Consider the following 18047-nt stretch of genomic DNA (forward strand, 5'->3'; position numbering starts at 1 on the left):
CTCGGCGCGGGGGCTCAGGCGCAGGAGCGCCCCGAATTGACGCAGTCCACCACCTTTCTCATCAGCTGATCGCTGAAGACGTCGATGAAGTCACCGTGATCGGTGACGGGCTTGTGGAGCTGCTCGGGGAACGAGTCCACCGCGAAGGCGCCGGCCTTGGCGGGCAGGTCGTAGACGATGCGCTGGACGAGCTGGGGAATCGCCTTGAACCCGGCCGGGCAGGCACCCGCCTTGTCGGCGAAGGCGACATGGGTGCGGTGATTGGCGCTGTCGATGTTCTTTCCGTCCCAGCAACTCTGGAAATGGAAGGTACGGACCACTTTGCTGCCCTGCGGGCACAGCGGGTATTTGTCCTTGAGCTGACGGTTCTCGAATCCGGTGCAGCTCCACGAGGCATTGGCATTGGCGTCGCCGTTGGTGAACGCCTTCGCGTCACCGGTGATGATCCGCAGGAACCGGGGCATCGCGGTCACCTTGCCCACCGGACTGCCGACGAACCGGATCGTCGACTGCGCCGGGGTCTGGATCTTTCCGAGGTTCTTGTCCTTGCCGCCGCCCTTGGCATTGGCGTCCGCGTCATTGCCCTGGCCGAGAAGCCGTACGACCGGCCAGTAATAGGTGGACTTGTCGCCCTGATTGCGGCAGCTCGTCCCTCCCCGGGCCAGGTCGCCGTCGCTGGAGAAGGCATCGGTCGCCTGATTTCCGACGTAATCGTGCATGTGGTGGGCGCCATTGCTCACGCCCGGCGCGACGATGACGTTGTCGGGATTGCGTTTGCCGTTCTCGTTGCGGCCGCAGTCGCTGGTGAAGCTCCCGGTGGAGGCGGCGCGCCGGGCGGGCGGGGTGGCGACGTTCGGGCGCACGGAGCGGATGTCGACGAAGTCGCGCCGGGAGAGACCGGAGGCGGAGGCGGAGGCGGCGAACGCCTGGACGCCGCCGTCGTTGCCCTGCCCGGACCCCTGGGCATCCTGGCCGTCCTGGCCGCCTTGACCATCCTGCCCGTCCTGGCCGCCTTGCCCGTCCTGCCCGTCCTGTGCGGCGGACGACGGGTCGTCGGCGGCCCGCATCGTGCAGGGCGCGAGCCCCTTGGCTTTGAGGTCGCTCTGCCCGGTCGCGTCCGCGATGCGCCCGATGGCATCGGTGCGCTGCTCTTTCAGCGGGGCGAGCACCATCGTGTCCGCGAGGCGGGGATCGCGCTGGATCCGGTCCTTGTTGTCGGCGAACTTCGTATACGCGTCAGTGATCTGGGTATCGATGTCGGCGAGCTGGCGGTCGACCCGCGATTTCGCGGAATCGGGCACGGTGGACAGGGAATTGCCGACGTCCGGACAGTCGATGGTCGACACCATGCGCATCTGCGCCATGTCGTGCCCGGACGACCCGTGGCCGCCCCCGCCGCCCTCACTGGCGGACGCGTAGAAATTGACCGCGGCGAGCCCGCCTCCCCCCAGGATGAGCGCGGCCGCGGCCAGCGTCATCCGGCGGGGAAGGGTCGAGCGTTTTCGGGGTGAGCGTGCGATGCGTCCCATGGAACTCCTTCGCTTGAAGCGCGCAGTTCCATACGGGAGGAAGCGGTGGGGCGTTCAACGCCTCAGGAGATTCATGGGAGTTGGCCCACCGCCCCGACGGCTCAGCGCGCCCGCTTCACCGCGCGCAGCACCACGAACTTCGGGTCGGACGCCATGACGTCGCAGTGGCCGAACATCCGGCGGAGCTTCTCGTGGTAGCCGAGGTGGCGGTTGCCGACCACCCACAGCTCGCCGCCCTCGCGCAGCGCCGTACGGGCGTCCGCGAACATCCGCGAGGAGGTGCGGTCCGTCGTCGCCTGGTGGGTGTGGAACGGCGGGTTGTTGAGCACCAGGTCGGCGCTGCCCGGCGGGAAGTCGGCCAGGCCGTCACCGAGCCGGAACTCCGCCTCGCGGTCGGGACCCGCGCACATCCGGAAGGTGGCCTCGGCCGAGGCCATGGCCGGATGCGACTCGTCGACGAAGGTGACCCGCGCCTGCGGGTTGGCCAGCGCCGCGGCCGTCCCCACGATGCCGTTGCCGCAGCCCAGGTCCACCACCTGGTCCGGTCCCGTGCGCTCGGGCAGGTGCTGGAGGAGGAAGCGGGTGCCGATGTCGAGGCGGTCGGCGCAGAACACCCCGGCGTAGTTGGTGACGGCGAGCCCGGAGGCGGGGCCGATGCCCAGCTCCAGGGAGTACGTCAGCGGCCACGGGTTGCGGGGCCTGGTGAGCTCCGGATCCACGGTGGTGAAGATCAGCCGGGCCTTCTTCTCGGCCAGCGAGGTCTTCGTCGGGCCAAGGATCCGCTCGAACAGGTCCAGCGTCGAGGTGTGGATCTCCTTGACCATCCCGGCGCCGACCACGACCGTGCCCGGGTGCAGCGAGGGCGCGATCCGCTGGAGCTGGTCCTCCAGGAGCCCGAGGCTCTTGGGCACCCGCACGAGCAGCACGTCGACGCGCTCGGGCACCTCGTCCCGGGTCGACAGCAGACGTACCGAGTCCGGCGCGAGGCCGGCCCGGGTCAGATTGGCCCGGGTCGCCTCCTGGGCCAGGAACGAGTCGCTGATCTGGACGGGGTGGTGCTCGGCGAGCGCCGTCGTGAGCGCGCCCCAGCGGTCGCCGGTGACGACGACGGTCCCCGAGAGGTCCAGGTCCCCGATCGTGGCGAGGTGGCGCAGCAGATATTCGTCGGCGGCGTCCCAGGCCCGCAGCGGGTCGCGGGGGTCTTCCGGGAATCGGGTCAGTTCGTGCTCGCCCCAAGGCGTGATCATGCGGTTCATTGTCCGCCAGGCTAACCCGGATCCGCCGTCCGGCCCCGCCGCCGCAGCCGGAGCGGGCCGCGGCCTCGGCCGGGGAGCCCCCCCGCCTCGACCGGGAGCGCCCGCGCCTCGGCCGGGAACGCCCCGCCTCGGCCGGGAGCGCCCGCGCCTCAGCCGCGGTCGAGGTAGGCGAGCACCGCGAGCACCCGGCGGTTGTCGTCGTCGGAGACCGGCAGGCCCAGCTTCGCGAAGATGTTGGAGGTGTGCTTGGCGATGGCCCGCTCGGTGACGACGAGCCGCTCGGCTATCGCCGCGTTGGAGCGGCCCTGCGCCATCAGCTCCATCACCTCCAGCTCGCGCGGGGTGAGCCTGCCGAGCGGCTCGTCCCGCGCCTTGCGGGAGAGGAGCTGCTGGATCACCTGGGGGTCCATCGCGGTGCCGCCGCCCGCCACCCGGCGTACCGCGTCCACGAACTGCGCCGCGTCGAACACCCGGTCCTTGAGCAGATAGCCGACGCCGCCGGTGCCGTCCGCCAGGAGCTCGCGCGCGTACAACTGCTCCACGTGCTGGGACAGGACCAGGACCGGCAGGCCGGGCCGGGCCCGGCGGGCGGCGAGCGCGCACTGAAGGCCCTCGTCGGTGTGCGACGGCGGAAGCCGGACGTCGACGATCGCGACGTCCGGCTCCAGCTCGGCGAGGGCCCGGGACAGTTCGGGTCCGCTCTCCACGGCGGCGAGGATCTCGAAGTCGAACGCCTCCAGCATCCTGACGAGCCCGTCGCGCAGCAGGAACAGGTCTTCGGCTAGGACAACGCGCAAGGGATCTCCAGGGTGACCAGAGTGGGGCCGCCCGCGGGGCTGCTGACGGCGAGCACGCCGTCGAATGTACCGAGCCGCCGCTCGACCCCGCTCAGGCCGCCGCCCGCTCCGGACGTGGCCCCGCCCCGGCCGTTGTCGCCGACCGAGACGCGCAGTGCGCCCGCCGCGTACGACAGGTCCACCCAGATGCTGTCCGCCGCCGCGTGCTTGACGGCGTTGGTGAGCACCTCGCTGACCGCGAAGTACGCCGCCGACTCCACCGGCGCCTCGGCGCGGGCCCGCTCCGGCAGATCCACCGACACCTCCGTCGGCACCGGCAGGCGCAGCGCCAACGCCTTGATGGCGTCGGCCAGTCCACGCTCGGCGAGGACCGGCGGATGGATGCCGCGCACCAGGTCGCGCAGTTCCGTCAGCGCCTCGGCGGAGGAGGCGCGGGCCATCGCGAGGAGCTTCTTGGCCTGCGCCGGGTCCGTCTCGACGAGCGCCTCGATGGTGCCCAGGTTCATGCCCATCGCGACGAGCCGGGCCTGGGCACCGTCGTGCAAGTCCCGCTCGATGCGCCGCAGTTCGGCCGCCGAGGTGTCCACGGCGTCGTGCCGGGTCTCGGTGAGGCGGTCGACGCGCTGGGCCAGCTCGGCCTCGCGGGAGGGGGCGAGCACCGCCCCGACGAGCCGGAAGTGGGCGCGCAGCAGGGCCGGGTTGACGAACAGGCCGAGCACGAACATCGCGGTGCCGAGCGCGGCGGCCGCGAACGCGCTGCCCTGGCTGGTGATGTGGATGAACAGGAACCAGTCGCCGCCCGCGTCCGCGATCGGCCGCCACACGCCGAGGGCGAGCACCCAGCCGTAGCCGAGGTAGGCGAGCAGGGTCGCCGGCAGGAGCGCGAGCACGCCGCCCGCGGTCATGTCCACCAGGAGCCAGCGCAGATCGTGCCAGGTAGCGGGGTCACGCAGCAGCGCCGCGCACCGCCGGACCTCTTCCAGCGGACCGGGGCGGCAGGGGATCGGGCGGTAGGCGGAGCCGATCCGCACCCCGCTCCACTTCTGGGCCAGCTTCCGCCGGGTGTCGGCGTGCGCCCGCACCTTGAGGAGGGCGGACGGGGTGGTGAACACCCCGACGCCGAGCGGGATGACGGCGATCGAGACCACGGCGAGGACGAACAGGACGATCGAGGTGGTCAGCGCGCTCGATCCCACCGCGAGGCCCCGCACGCCCGCCGTCAGTCCCTCGCGTGCCCTGGTCGCGTTCATCGTGTCCCCGTCTTCCTCACCCGTCCGTGCCGGCCCTCAGTGTCGCCGAGCCCCGGACCCCGGGTCACTGGGCCGGGCCCCCGGGGCGGGGGTGTAGCTGACGACACCCTCACGGGCCGGTACGGCCGGGGGAAGTGGCCCGGCACGGGGATCAGGGGGCGTACTTGTAGCCCACCCGGCGCACGGTCTGGATGGCCCCGCGGTGCTCGGCGCCCATCTTGCGGCGCAGCCGGGCCACATGGACGTCCACGGTGCGGCCGTCGCCGACGTGCCCGTACCCCCACACCGTGGTCACCAGCTGGTCGCGGGTGTGCACCCGGTGCGGATGCGCCACCAGGTGGGCGAGGAGCTCGAACTCCAGGTAGGTGAGGTCGAGTTGGCGTCCGTACACCGAGGCGATGCGGCGCGCGCCGTCGATCCGTACCAGGGCGTCACCGCCGACCGCGGGCTCGACGGGCACGGGCGTCAGGGACTCGGGCGCCGCGGCCAGCACCGGGGGCTGCTGGTCGGCCGGGACCAGCACCAGATAGCCGACCATCGGGGGCCGGCCCGGCAGCGCGGGCAGGGTGTGCTGGGGGGCGGGCAGCCAGGTGGCGCCCGGCGGAAGGAAGTCGAGGATCTGGCCGGCGGCCGGCCGGGCCACCTCGTCGCGGTCCACGGCCCGCAGTCGGTGCCGGCCCCGGGCAAGGGGGGCGGGGGCGTCGGAGGGCTGGAGGGTACGGGTGTTCGCCATGAGAGGTCAGCTCTTTCGCGCGGAGAGTCGTCGGCAGGAGACGTACGTCGTTGCGCGCGGGCCGAAGGCCTGGAGGGGGATCGAGGCGTTAGAGGGCCGGCGCGTTCCTCGCGCGGCAACACACCCGGTCGAAGTCGTGGTCCTGACGCGACGGCCAGAACGGCTCGAGGTCGGTGCGACCTGTCGAGGTGCTCGGGGCGCTGGTCATGTCCCCATTCAACCAGACGAGAGGCCCGGCGCAGCAGCCCCCTCCCACGGACTGATACGAGGCGGGGGCACAGCGTGACCGGAATCAGTCACTCCGATACGGCCCCGAACGCCGCAGGGGCGCCCACCGGTCAACGGCGGGCGCCCCTGCGGCACTTGGGGGAGCGGCTCAGACCTGGCCGGCCTTCTCCAGGCCGGTGCAGCAGGTGTCGACGATCAGCCGGGTCACCACATAGGGGTCGACGTTGGCGTTCGGGCGGCGGTCCTCGATGTAGCCCTTGCGGTCCACCTCGACCTGCCACGGAATGCGGACCGAGGCGCCGCGGTCCGATACGCCGTACTTGTACTGGTCCCACGGGGCCGTCTCGTGCAGACCCGTCAGACGGTCGTCGATGCCGGCGCCGTAGTTCTTGACGTGGTCCATCGGCTTGGAGCCCTCGCCGAGCGACTCGCACGCCGTGATGATCGCGTCGTAGCCCTCGCGCATCGCCCGGGTCGAGAAGTTGGTGTGGGCGCCCGCGCCGTTCCAGTCGCCCTTGACCGGCTTCGGGTCGAGGGTGGCCGAGACGTTGAAGTCCTCGGCGGTGCGGTACAGGAGCCAGCGCGCGATCCACAGCTGGTCGGAGACCTCCAGCGGGGAGAGCGGGCCGACCTGGAACTCCCACTGGCCGGGCATCACTTCGGCGTTGATGCCGGAGATGCCGAGGCCCGCGGCGAGGCAGTGGTCGAGGTGCTTCTCGACGATCTGGCGGCCGAAGATCTCGTCCGCGCCGACGCCGCAGTAGTAACCGCCCTGCGCGGCGGGGAAGCCGCCCACGGGGAAACCGAGCGGGCGGGCGCCGTCGAAGAAGGTGTACTCCTGCTCGATGCCGAAGATCGGCTCCTGGCTCGCGAACCGCTCCGCGACCGGACGCAGCAGCGCACGCGTGTTGGACTCGTGGGCGGTGCCGTCGATGTTCAGGACCTCGCACAGCACGAGGATGTCGTCGCCGCCGCGGATCGGGTCCGGGTAGGAGGCGACGGGCTTCAGGACGCGGTCCGAGGCGTGGCCCTCGGCCTGGTTGGTGCTGGATCCGTCGAAGCCCCAGATCGGCAGCTCGCCGACGGCGACGGGCGACCCGGCCATGATCTTCGTCTTGGAACGGAGCTTGGCGGTCGGCTCGGTGCCGTCGATCCAGATGTACTCGGCCTTGTACGTCACGGAAGCCATCCTTTGCGGGAGCTGCGAGAGCTGTGAGAGCTGCGGGAGCTGGGGGTGCCTGCGCGCTGCCACGCTGCGGCGCTGCTGTATGCCCGGAGCCTCACACTTCGAAATTTCCCGGCCGTTGCCCGTTTGTGAACCCGGTGTTACCTGACGCGGCGAAGGGCCGCCCGGGGCCCGCCGGCTCCGTGGTTCCTCCAAGAGCGGCGCCCCGAACCCCGGCGCTTCCTCCCAAGGAGCCGTCCGCACCGCGCCCGGGCGCCCGGCGCCCCGCCGCGTCCGGCTCGTATACCGCGGCGGCGGACCGCCCTTCGCGCCGTGCGGGGCGCCCGGGGCAGACTGGACGCCATGAACGACATCGCCGCACCCGCCCGCATCGGCCTCCTCGGCACCGGCCCCTGGGCCGCCGCCACCCACGCCCCGGCGCTCGCCGCGCACCCCGGGGTCGACTTCGTGGGGGTGTGGGGGCGGCGGCCCGAGGCGGCGGCCGTGATCGCGCGCGAGCACGGGGTGGCGGTGTACGAGGACGCGGACGCCCTGTTCGCGCAGTGCGACGCCGTCGCCTTCGCGCTGCCGCCGGACGTCCAGGCCCCCCTCGCCGTCCGCGCCGCGGCCGCGGGCTGCCATCTGCTCCTGGACAAGCCGGTCGCCACCGACGTGGCGACCGCCCGTGAGCTGGCCGCCGCCGCCGAGCGGGCCCGGGTCGCCTCGGTCGTGTTCTTCACGCTGCGGTTCGCGCCGGAGACCGCCGCGTGGGTGGCCCAACAGGCCGCCCGGGACGGCTGGTTCACCGGGCGGGCCCAGTGGTACGCGGCCCTCTTCGCGCCGGACGCCGGGGAGAACCCCTATGCCGCCTCGCCCTGGCGCGGCGAGAAGGGCGCGCTCTGGGACGTCGGCCCGCATGCCCTGGCCGTACTGTCCGGGGTGCTCGGGGAAGTGACCGGCCTGACGGCCGCTGCCGGGTCCGGCGACACCGCGCACCTGATCCTGCGGCACGCCTCGGGCGCCTCCAGCACCGCCGACCTGAGCTTCACCGCACCGCCGGCCGCCGCGGGCGTGGAGGTGTCGCTGCTTGGGGCGGAGGGCGCCACCGTGATGCCCGAATGGGACGGCCCGCTGGGCGCGTTCGCCGCCGCGATCGACGCCCTCCTGGACGCGGCCCGCACCGGGGTGGCGCACCCCTGCGACGTACGGTTCGGGGCGCGGGTCACCGAACTGCTGGCCGACGCCGAGGCCCAACTCGGCCGCGCGTAGCGGGCGGGGGGCCCAGCGGGGCAGGGCGTCGCGTACGGCTTCGTCGGTCCTAGGAGTTGTCGTCAAAGTGTCACGCCCACATCAGGAGCGACGCGAGGGTGACGGCTGCCTGGTAGGACTCGGCGGTCTTGTCGTAGCGGGTGGCGATGCCGCCCACTGCTTGAGTCGGTTGAAGCACCGTTCCACGACGTTGCGCGGGTTGTAGCGGCCCCTTTCGAAGGCTGGCGGGCGTCCGCCCCGGCTGCCGGGCCGGGCCCGGTTGCGGACCTGGTCGGCGCGCTCGGGAATGGTGTGGCTGATGCCGCGGTGTCGCAACCAGGTCCGGATGGCCTTCGAGCTGTAGCCCTTGTCGCCCAGCACATGGGCGGGCCGTACTCGGGGACGTCCCGGGCCGAGCCGGGGCACTCGTATCGCCTCCATCACGGCGGTGAACTGGGTGCAGTCGTTGGTGTTCCCGCCCGTGACGGTGAAGGCGAGTGGCCTGCCGAACGCATCGCAGGCGAGATGGATCTCGCTGGTCAGGCCGCCTCGCGAACGTCCGAGCGCCGGGAGGCGGAGCCCTCCTTTCGCGGTCCGGCCGCATGCTGTTGGGCGCGCACGACGGTGGAGTCGACCGATACCAGCCGGCCGATGTCACCGGACGCGCGTCCGCCTGGGCCTGCGCTGCTTGGAGCACCCGCTCGAAGGTGCCGTCCTTTGCCCACCGGCGGAACCGGGTGTGAGCGTGGCCCACGACCCGTACCGCTCGGGCACATCCCGCCAGGCCACCCCGGTGCGGAACTACCACACGATCCCGTTGAGGACCGTTCGGTCGTCCAGCCGCTTCCGGCCCCGCGAGGAGACCGGCAACAACGGGCGGACAAACTCCCACTCAGCATCGGACAGTTCAGGACGACGTATCACCCGACCAGGATCCAAAACCGAAGATCGCTATTTGACGACAGACCCTAGGTGCCTTGAAAAGCCGTTGCATTACTAGGCGCTTGACGGTCGACTGCCACACCTTCGGCCGGGTAGAGCCGCAGGCGATAGCCCTTCCCTCGACCCGGGTGAGTCGGGGGAAGGGCTATTGCTCTTAAGGTCTTGCTTCGATGGAGCCAGGGGCCGGTTTCCTGTTGGAGCGAGCTTGGTCCTCAGAACAAGCGGAAAGTGACACGCTCCTGGCCGGTTCTCAGTGTGTTCCGCGCAGTGGGCCGAACCACGATGGGTCGTCCATGGCGCCTTCGTCCTCATGCCACTGTGGAGGTGCCGATACGACGAAGCTCCGTAGGTCAGTGCCGAGCAAGAACAGGCGCCCGGGCTTTACTTCCACTCCGTGTTCGAGGCCGACCTTCTCGCATTGCCCGTCGTCAGCCCGTCGGATGACCAGACCGTCGTAGCCGGGACGGAGGAGCATGAGGTCGACGTTGGCGAAGTAGATTTCGATCCGGGTAGCTGGCGGCATGTCCCGGCTGCTGCGGAGGAGGAGCCGACGATGTCCTACGGCGTACTGCCAGACCTTGAAGCGCCTGTCGGATCGGAAGATTTCAGAGCCAGCCGATTCCGGCGTCACCTCATCCATTGAGCATGTCCCAGTTCGGTTCGGGTATTTCCACTACCTTGCCTTCTTTGCTGTAGAACGTGATGTTGCGCCATTCGAAGTTTCCCATTTGTATCTGGAGACCGATCTGGCCCATTTCCCACTGGGTGGCCGCCCAGTCACCCGAGCGCCACTTCTTGTACGCGAGAGCGTACTGCTCGGCCGCTGTTTCTCCGTCGAAACCCTTCAGGCTGACTGCGACCTTGCCGTTGTTGCGGAGGACGTTCGATACCTCGGTCATCCACAGGGAAATCGGCTTCCCGTTGGCCCTACCGACTATCGCCGCGAAAGCGTCGCCGTTGAAGGTGTACCCCCCTGGATCTCCTTGGCCAGAGCTTCCGAGTGCTCACCGATCCCGAGCACCATGGTGCCGGTCGGGCACCCAGAGGCGCCAACCGATGTCACTCGGGCCACGGCGAGGTGAGTGCGGAAGCTCATGCCGTTGCACAACTTCCGCGCCTTGCTCAGTGCGTCGAGCGCCTTGGCGCCGATCCCAGCAAGCGCTTCTTCGGACACGGGGAGCGCGCGCAGGGCCTTCCAGGCGTCAGTGAAGCCGATGCCGGTCTTGGCTGATGCATCTACTGCTGTGACGGCACGTGCGATCGGGCCCAGCAGACCTTCAACTGGGACATACAAGGCGAGGCTCAGGGCACAAGCGCTCTTGCTGCCATGCCAGCAGTCCATCAGGTCTGCTGCGAAGAAGGAGAACAGGATGGCTCCGGGGACGTCACCGAAGAGGCTTTGCCATCCCGCGCGGACGATGTCCTTGCCCGAGAAGTGGTGCGACCAGCCATCGATCTTGGTGCCCGTCAGCGTGGCTCGTTGGAGGAACTGCCACGCCGACTTCGGGCAACCATTAACCGTGGCCTGGGCTTGGGCGTCCGTGCACAGATAGAAGTCAGCCTGGTAGGTGACGACCAGGTCGTACACCGCGTCGCAGCCCAGGAACGCGGCATCCGGCATCCCCGGGCACTTGCCGATTTGTTTGGAGCTGACGATTTCGACGGTCGACTCGTCCGGAACGGCGAACAAGCCAGGAATGCCGGTGCCGGATCCCCCAGATACCCCCTTGTTGGCGTTCTGCTGTTCAGCCTGGTCGGCGGCCGTCTGGGCTTCCTTGGCGAACTTGTCGGCGTCTTTCGCCGCTTGTTCGGCTTCGGTCGCAGCCATGTTGGCGCGGTCGGCTGCGGCGCGTGCGTCCTTGGCGTCCTGGGTGGCCTTGTCTGCTGCCGCGTGGGCGGCGGTCGCGTCGAGAGCTGCCTGGTCGGCGGCGGTGCGGGCTTCCTTGGCGAAGCCCTCAGCCGTGCCGGCTGCGTTGTTGGCGGCGGCTGCGTCCTCCGTGGCCTGGCGGTCATACTCAACGGTGCGGGCCAGTGAGTCGGCAGCTTTGGACGCCGCGGTCGCGGCGTCGGAGGCATAGCCGAGGGCTTCGGTGGCGTAGCCGCGGGCGTCGGCGGCGTAGCGGGCGGCGTTGGCAGCGTGCTGGTAGGCCTCCTTGGTGTCGGCCTGGGCCTGGTCGGCGAGGGCTTGAGCCGCGGCGGCCTCTTCCTTGGCGTTTTTGGCGTGGGCGTCGGCGACGGCCTTTTGCTGCTCGGCGATCGTCTTGGACGCCTGACCGGTGAGGACCACAAGGCCGGCTGCCGAGTCGGTGGTCACGTAGGGAGAGCCGAGCTGGATGGCGTCGTTGGCGGGCTTGGCAACCTGAGCAGCCGCGTTGCCGGCGTCCTCGGCGGCCTGCGCGGTGACGTGGGCGAAGCCGGCTGCTTTGGCTGCCGCCTCGACAGCCTTGGGGACTTCCTTGCTCGCTGCGTCGGCTTCCGATTTAGCGGTCTTCGCCTTCTCTTCGGCGTCATCGGCGAGAGCGACTGCCGCGCTGGCCTCGGCGGAAGCGTGTTGCGACGCTGCGACGGCATCGGCCTCGGCGCTGGTCGCGGTAGTCACAGCGGCATCGGCTACGAGCTTGGCGGCCTGGGCGCCGTCCGCGTCGGAGCGGGCACGCTTGGCTGCTGCCTCGGCACGAGTGGCTGCCGCATCGGCGTCCGCTGCCGCCTGGCTTGCTGCGTCCGCTTCCGACCTGGCGTTGCTTGCGGCGGTTTCGGCGGCATCTGCTTGCCTGGCCGCTTCATCTGCCGCAGCTCTGGACGCCTTGGCCTGGTCATCGGATTCGTGCGCGTGGGCGTACGCATCCTTCGCGTCTGCCTTGGCTCGGGCCGCGTCGGACTTCTGTTGGGCGTCCCAGGCGTCGTCTCGCTTGGCCTTGGCATTGTCGCGTGCGGTGACGGCGCTGTTCTTCTTCTCGACTGCGGTGGATTCGGCGGCCTCGGCCTTGTCCTTGGCGTCCTTGGCCTTGCCCGCCTCGGTCTGGGCGTTCTGCCGGTGCTGGGCGGCATCGGCTTGCTTGGCGACGGCTGTTTCCTTCTCCGCCTTCGCTGTCGCCGACTCGGCCTCGGCGGCCAGCCGCTTCGCGTGCGCGTCGGCGGCGGCTGCCTTGGCCTTGGCCTCCGCTTTCACCGTGTCGGCGAGCTTTGCCTCCGCCGTCTCTTTGTCCTTCTTGGCGTTGTCGCGGTGGATCTTCGCCGCATCCGCTGCGGCCTTGGCCTGCAACTCGGCCGTCTCCGCGGCCTTCTTGCGGAACTCGGTCTGCACCTGCGCAGCCTGCGCCAGCGCGCGCTGCGCAATGGTCTGACTGTCCCCCGCAGACGCCCGGGTGGCGGCCTCGGCCGTTTCACCGGCCTTCACCATCGCCTGAAGCGCGGCCAGCGTGCCCTTGGTGACCTGATCCTTCTGCTGACCCACCAGAAGGCCCCGGCCTCGTGGCGCCCCGGCGGCATCAGCGCTCATGTAGGAGGTCTGCATCGCCGCCTCTGAGGAGGTGGCAGCCTTCTGCGCGGCGGCGAGCTGCGCTCTCAGATTCGCGAGCTGCTGCTTGGCACCTGCCTGGGCGCCCGCGGTAAGAGACTTGGCCTTGTCGAAGTCGGCCTGGACCGGCTGGCCGGTCGCGTGGTGACCTGTGGGCTTGATGTCGAACTGCTGGGCTGCGGTGCCGTTACACGTCCACAGCCACGCGTCCTTGCCGTTGTCGAAGGTGTTCAGGTCCAGGCACTTACCCGCGCCCGCGTTCTTCAGCGGTGTGGTGGCGCGCAGGTTGTACTGCCACGTCTGTGCCGGGGTTTCGTTGCAGGCATAAATCTGGATCTTGGTGCGGTCGTCGGTCTTACCGCCAGCGGCGTCAAGGCACTTGTAGGAACTGCTGTTCCTGAGGTGAGGGCCGTGGTCGTCGTTGTAGAGGATCCATTGCTGGGCTGTGGTGCCGTTACAGGTCCACAACTGCACAGGCGCGCCGTTGTCCGTGCGGCCGCCCTCAACATCCAGGCACTTGCCAGCAGCGCCATGCACCTCAACCACGGCCGGTGCGTCACCGACCCAGCCAACCCCGCCCGGGGCCCAGTAGTCCTGCCAGCGGGCCATGTGGTCGGCCACCTCGGAGTGACCGAGCAGCGTCCCCAGCGCCTTGGAACCGGCGATCAGGGCTGTAGTCGCGTCCTTGCTGGCGTTGAGGATCTGGTTGCGCTGCGGGGATTGTGAGGTGATCTCTTGCTGCCATTCCGACGCGGCAGTTGCGGTGATGTCTTTAAGCTTGTCATTTATGGTCCGGCGTCGAACGCGGATCGAACTTGGTCAGCGTTTTCGCAGTTCGGCGGACGTGCAGGCGGCCTTCGTCTGATCCTGTGCTCCGTCACAGAGTGGATCAACACGAAGGCCGTGGCCGTGAGTTTGGTGCATCAGGGCGTCCTGCGGGATGCGTTCGCGGAAGTCTCACACTTCCGGTCGGAGCTGTATGCGTGTCTGACCGCGCGGGGCGACGCATTATTCGAGTTATGCGACGCGCTGCTGTGCACGGACGGGCCGGTGCGGACACTGGTCGATCTCGCGCTCGCTCCCGAACACCGCCGTGGTCACGGAGCTCTGTACGGCGGACTCAACCAGGGACGGATCGATGTCGCCCGGCTGCGTCGGGCCCTGGCCGGGGCGCCGCTGCCCAGGGCGGTGGACGGTCGGCTCGTGCTGGCGGTGGATGTCTCGCCGTGGCTCCGGCCGGACGCCAACACCTGTGCCGACCGGGCCTTTTGCCACACGTTCGGCCGGGGTGAGGGCAAGCATCAGATGGTGCCTGGCTGGCCTTACTCGGTGGTGGCCGCGCTGGAGACCGGCCGCACGTCCTGGACAGCGGTGCTGGACGCTGTGCGCCTGGACCCCGGCGCCGACGTCGCCGCGGTGACCACGGTCCAGCTCCGCGAGGTCATCGAACGGCTCGTCGCCGCCGGCCAGTGGAAGCAGGGAGACCCCCATGTCCTGGTAGTGCTGGACGCCGGATACGACGCGCCCCGCATCGCTCACCTGCTGGGCGACCTGCCCGTCGAGATCCTGGGCCGACTGCGGTCGGACCGGGTGATGCGCCGACCGACGCCCTCGCTCAAGGAGTACGCCCTGTCCTATCCCCAAGGCGGGCGACCGCCGAAGCACGGCGGCGAGTTCGTCTTCGGCGACCCGGCAACCTGGGGCACCGAGCAGGCCGTGACGGTCACCGACACTCGCCGCTACGGGAAGGCGACCGCGCAGGCGTGGGACCGGCTGCATCCGAGGCTGACACGTCGGGCGGCCTGGCTCGACCACGACGGCCCGCTTCCTCTCATCGAGGGCACTGTCATCCGTCTGGTCGTGGAGAAGCTGCCCAGCGGCGGGGTCAACAAGCCGGTCTGGCTGTGGTGGTCGGGCACCGACGCCACCACGGGCGACGTGGACCGCTGCTGGCAGTCCTTCCTCCGCCGCTTCGACATCGAGCACACATTCCGCCTGTTCAAGCAGACGCTCGGATGGACCAAGCCCCGGCTTCGCAGCTCGGAAGCAGCCGACAGGTGGACCTGGCTGGTGATCGCCGCCTATGCCCAGCTCCGGCTCGCCCGCCCGCTGGCCGCCGACCTCCGGCGTCCCTGGGAGAAGCCAACCGAGCCGAACAGACTTACTCCTGCCCGCGTCCGACGGGGGTTTAGGAACCTGCGCACGAAGACCGGCACTCCTACCGGTGCACCGAAACCGTCCCGCCCTGGACCCGGCCGTCCGCCGGGCTCAAAGAACCGTCACCCCGCCCCCCGTCATGACGTGGGCAGAGTCCTCGCGACCGGCGAGGCGTATACCCGTCCCGCCCATCACAAGGTGGGCACCAAGCCTCGCCGCACAGCGTGAACCCGCAGCTCACGCCCTTATGACAACCGATGAACCTCCCACCAGGCAAAATGAGGGACATGGTCAACGACGGGAACGCCAGCTTTGTGCTGCCGCGGGGGGCGACAGGCTTCTTCTGGCCGAAGGAGGGCCCGCTCCCGAAGACCGACCTGCGGGCGTTCCGAACCGCTCTGTATGCCGCTGCCCGCGGCGCCGGAGGCAAAGTGGGCGAGGTGGAGGAACACCCATACCCTCGGACCTTCCACACCGCATCGGTCGTCGGAGGCGCAGGCGAGAGCATCGTCCTGTGTCACGCTCATCACCCCTGGATCGCCTTCGCCCAGACACGTCGGAACTGGTACGGGGAGGAGTTCCTCGCACCGCCTCCGTGGGCTCATGCCTTTACCGACGCCGGCTTCGACGTCCTGAGCAGCGAGTTGCTTGCCACACCGCTATCCGACGTGGACACCTCAGTGCTCGGGCCGGGCGAGTGGCGTGAGGTCCGCTTCTACGGCATCACGACATTGGGCGGAGTCCTCTTCAACGCATGGGACTGACAAGCAAGGCAGAGCCGTTAAACGACAAGTTAAGAACCTGGTTCGGATCTAGTGGATCCCTCCACGCGCACGATACGAATCGGGACTTCACGTCTTCTACTGCTATGCGGTACTCCGGCGTTCCTGGCTGTGGTGCAGTGCGCGGGAAGCCTCCCGCGGCGAGGAAGAGCCGTGCGTCGTCCGCGCCGGCTCCGACCAGAAAGTTCGAGGAGTCATGCATATAGCTGAACGCGTAGCGTTCTTCGCTGTTTCCGTCTCCGCCATCGGAGAAGGAGGACGGGTAGCGCGGGCTGCCCAGCCTGTCTACGGCCTGGCGGGTCAGCACGTCCATCTTGGGTGTGGGGTCGTCGTAGAAGACGCCTTCGTCCTGCCACCAGCGCTCAGAGATCCACTTCGTCAGACCGATCTGGTCGTAGAAGGTCCGGCGGTCCTCACCGACGTCGTGAGTTCCGGGAGGGTTCGGCAGCCCGCCCATCTGGACCGTCTGTCGCGAAGTGGTGTCGAGATCCGCCAGTTGCTGGTCTCCCGTGGCGCGGTCCTTGTCGAACGCCGCCCCCAGAGGTGTCTGTTGCCAGTACTGCATGTCGGCCAAAGCGTGCAGCTTGTCGGGAGGTTGGTTGAGACCGTCCTGCGCGGTCTGCGTCATCGCAGCTCCGCCCAGGCGCAACACACCGGCCATCAGGCACTGGTCCCGCCGAAGAGAGCTGCCTGTCTGCAACGCCGGATCGGAATCGGCAACCGTACCCGTTCTCTGATCGTGGTCCAGCACCCCAGGCTGGACGGCCAGCCCGGCGGCAACAGCCAGCGCCATAACGGAAGTTACCAGCGAGGTCAGGACCGGAGACTTTCGTGATCCGGGCATACGGAACCAAGGTTTGGAGTGCTTCAAGAGATCCTTCTTCGTCGTCGTTCACACGGGTGGGACAGACGACCGGGAACCGACCAAGGCTTCTGGATCGACGCCTTGACCGCGCATCACAGACGCGCCACGCAAACGGGATCGTGAAACAAGACGCGGCACGAGAACCGTGACGCAGCACTGCCCCAATGGTGGGCCCCCGGCCACCGAGTACACGGACACGGTTGGGTGAAGAACCTGTGTGCGCGAGGTGCCCACCTGACATAAGAATGCTGTAAGTGGCAAGGGTCTTCCTGGGGGCTGTCTGGGACAAGCCAAGGCGGAGCGGCACCAGAGGGGATGACTGCTGCCGACGCCACTTCGAAAAGCCCGTGGTGTGCGGCGTTGAGAAAACGGAGGGGTGCGCGAATCGCCGACACTCCAAATTGGCTCGATCGTGAACGTCCGGCGTCGTGGAACGCGCGCAAACCCGTCGGCGATGACCACGGCTCCGAGTGATCACCGTCGCCGTGGTCCACCCCGAGACCCCCGCACGCCCGCGGCTTCTTCCACGGCCGCCAGACGGCTACACCGACGGCGGCTGGTACCCCTGCGAGACCAGCACAAGCCTCGGTGTCTGCCAGACCGGCTACACGATGCTCACCCACGCCGCCTCCGACCTGCCCCTGCCCGACGACGTCGGCATGGCCCCCGCGCACTACGCCCTCTACATCGAGGCCCGCAAACGCGACAACAGCCTCGACGGCTATACCCTGCTGCGCCTCGACCCGTACACCCAGACCCGGCACGCCCAGCAGGACTACGACCGTCTCACCGCCACGCTGGACGGGCCGGAGAGCACCCTCGTGCCCGGGTTCCGCGTCAGCGTGCGGTTTGGTTCGACGTCAGCGACCACCGGCTGTGCGCTGACCCGTACGACGCCGACGCCGTGCGCTCCTGGACGCTGCCCTCGCGGGGGTGAGCGCGTGACCGCCCCGGCCTTGTACGAGATCGAGACCAGCAAGGACGGCACCCCGCACCCCGTCGAACAGCTCTGGATGCCCGGCGACGACGCGTCCGACAGCGGCTTCGTCGCCCATCGCGGCCTGTACGTCACCGGGATCGACGACCGGACCCAGGACCACCTCTACCCGGTCGCGTTCATCGTCCTCGGCACCAGCGGTGGGCCGACATCATCGAGGCCGCCGTCGCGTACATGGTCAGGGTCCACGGCTGGCGGAACCTGCATCCGTACCCCGGCGACGACCCGGCGGTCCGCATCCCCCGCATCCCGCGCGCCGTCCACACCCACGGCGTCTTCTTACGGCACCCCCACCCCGATCACGGCTGAGGATGCGAGTGGGACGACACCTGACGGATGGTCTGGGCTCCCAGCACCGAGCCTGGTGCCGTACCGGTCACCGCCCTGCGCCACCCAGCCGCCCCGTCGGCGGCCGGCGACCTTCTCAATCCCGACGAAGGAGCACCGCAACCTGGGCGGCTGACCCCGCGACCAGTACAGCGAAGGCCCGTGGCCCTGCATCGCAGGGCCGCGCGCGGGCCTCTTTGTGTTCACGGCCCCGAGGCGCCCGCTCCAAGCCGACGACGGTCTCAGCTATCCAG

Annotated in this window: 13 protein-coding genes and 2 pseudogenes; 5 read left to right on the forward strand and 10 right to left on the reverse strand. The window is 69.4% G+C overall.

Going from position 1 to position 18047, the window contains the following annotated elements; translation table 11 throughout:
* Positions 1-14 precede the first annotated feature (14 nt).
* The 6 genes from DWB77_RS27250 to glnII all read right to left on the reverse strand — a co-directional run bounded on the left by DWB77_RS27250 (position 15) and on the right by glnII (position 6973).
* Positions 15-1529 carry a DUF1996 domain-containing protein gene (locus DWB77_RS27250; RefSeq protein WP_120724001.1) on the reverse strand — a complete coding sequence of 505 codons (1515 nt, stop codon included), beginning with the start codon at positions 1527-1529 and terminating at the stop codon, positions 15-17.
* A gap of 101 nt (positions 1530-1630) precedes the next feature.
* Positions 1631-2776, reverse strand: coding sequence for a methyltransferase (locus DWB77_RS27255; RefSeq protein WP_120724003.1), 1146 nt, complete (start codon positions 2774-2776; stop codon positions 1631-1633).
* A 158-nt stretch (positions 2777-2934) separates the two neighbouring features.
* Positions 2935-3582, reverse strand: a complete 648-nt coding sequence (locus tag DWB77_RS27260; RefSeq protein ID WP_120724005.1) for a LuxR C-terminal-related transcriptional regulator — start codon at positions 3580-3582, stop codon at positions 2935-2937.
* The gene (locus DWB77_RS27265) at positions 3567-4832 is read right to left on the reverse strand and encodes a sensor histidine kinase (RefSeq protein WP_120724007.1); all 1266 of its coding nucleotides are present in this window, start codon (positions 4830-4832) and stop codon (positions 3567-3569) included. Before DWB77_RS27265 ends, DWB77_RS27260 begins: the two co-directional genes overlap by 16 nt.
* Positions 4833-4983: 151 nt before the next feature.
* Positions 4984-5565, reverse strand: coding sequence for a winged helix-turn-helix domain-containing protein (locus DWB77_RS27270; RefSeq protein WP_120724009.1), 582 nt, complete (start codon positions 5563-5565; stop codon positions 4984-4986).
* Positions 5566-5941: 376 nt separating this feature from the next.
* Positions 5942-6973 (reverse strand): glutamine synthetase, encoded by a 1032-nt coding sequence (glnII, locus tag DWB77_RS27275; RefSeq protein ID WP_120724011.1) that lies wholly within the window; start codon positions 6971-6973, stop codon positions 5942-5944.
* 348 nt (positions 6974-7321) lie between these two features.
* On the opposite strand from glnII, the gene DWB77_RS27280 reads away from it, so the two are divergent.
* Positions 7322-8227, forward strand: coding sequence for a Gfo/Idh/MocA family protein (locus DWB77_RS27280; RefSeq protein WP_120724013.1), 906 nt, complete (start codon positions 7322-7324; stop codon positions 8225-8227).
* Between the two features lie 70 nt (positions 8228-8297).
* Here DWB77_RS27280 and DWB77_RS27285 read toward each other — a convergent pair.
* Positions 8298-9130: pseudogene (locus tag DWB77_RS27285) on the reverse strand (IS5 family transposase).
* 412 nt (positions 9131-9542) lie between these two features.
* Between DWB77_RS27285 and DWB77_RS38005 the strand changes: the two are divergent.
* Complete coding sequence (locus tag DWB77_RS38005) at positions 9543-9791, forward strand: hypothetical protein (RefSeq protein ID WP_162952629.1); 249 nt, start codon at positions 9543-9545, stop codon at positions 9789-9791.
* Here DWB77_RS38005 and DWB77_RS27295 read toward each other — a convergent pair.
* Together DWB77_RS27295 and DWB77_RS27300 are read right to left on the reverse strand one after the other, a co-directional pair.
* Complete coding sequence (locus DWB77_RS27295; RefSeq protein WP_120724017.1) at positions 9781-10047, reverse strand: hypothetical protein; 267 nt, start codon at positions 10045-10047, stop codon at positions 9781-9783. The genes DWB77_RS38005 and DWB77_RS27295 overlap by 11 nt on opposite strands.
* Before the next feature lie 188 nt (positions 10048-10235).
* Positions 10236-13451, reverse strand: a pseudogene (locus tag DWB77_RS27300) (RICIN domain-containing protein); the annotation flags it as partial.
* Positions 13452-13574: 123 nt separating this feature from the next.
* On the opposite strand from DWB77_RS27300, the gene DWB77_RS27305 reads away from it, so the two are divergent.
* Positions 13575-15050 (forward strand): NF041680 family putative transposase, encoded by a 1476-nt coding sequence (locus DWB77_RS27305; RefSeq protein ID WP_162952630.1) that lies wholly within the window; start codon positions 13575-13577, stop codon positions 15048-15050.
* A 59-nt stretch (positions 15051-15109) separates the two neighbouring features.
* On the forward strand, positions 15110-15586 hold the full coding sequence (locus DWB77_RS27310; protein ID WP_120728319.1) for a hypothetical protein: 477 nt from the start codon (positions 15110-15112) through the stop codon (positions 15584-15586).
* Here the strand turns inward: DWB77_RS27310 and DWB77_RS27315 are convergent.
* A complete protein-coding gene (locus tag DWB77_RS27315) occupies positions 15570-16475 on the reverse strand; it encodes a hypothetical protein (RefSeq protein ID WP_162952631.1) in 906 nt (301 codons plus the stop codon). The two genes, DWB77_RS27310 and DWB77_RS27315, sit on opposite strands and share 17 nt — an antisense overlap.
* Before the next feature lie 464 nt (positions 16476-16939).
* On the opposite strand from DWB77_RS27315, the gene DWB77_RS39015 reads away from it, so the two are divergent.
* A complete protein-coding gene (locus DWB77_RS39015; protein WP_246033658.1) occupies positions 16940-17929 on the forward strand; it encodes a hypothetical protein in 990 nt (329 codons plus the stop codon).
* Positions 17930-18047 lie beyond the last annotated feature (118 nt).

Source organism: Streptomyces hundungensis (assembly GCF_003627815.1).
Lineage (GTDB): Bacteria > Actinomycetota > Actinomycetes > Streptomycetales > Streptomycetaceae > Streptomyces > Streptomyces hundungensis_A.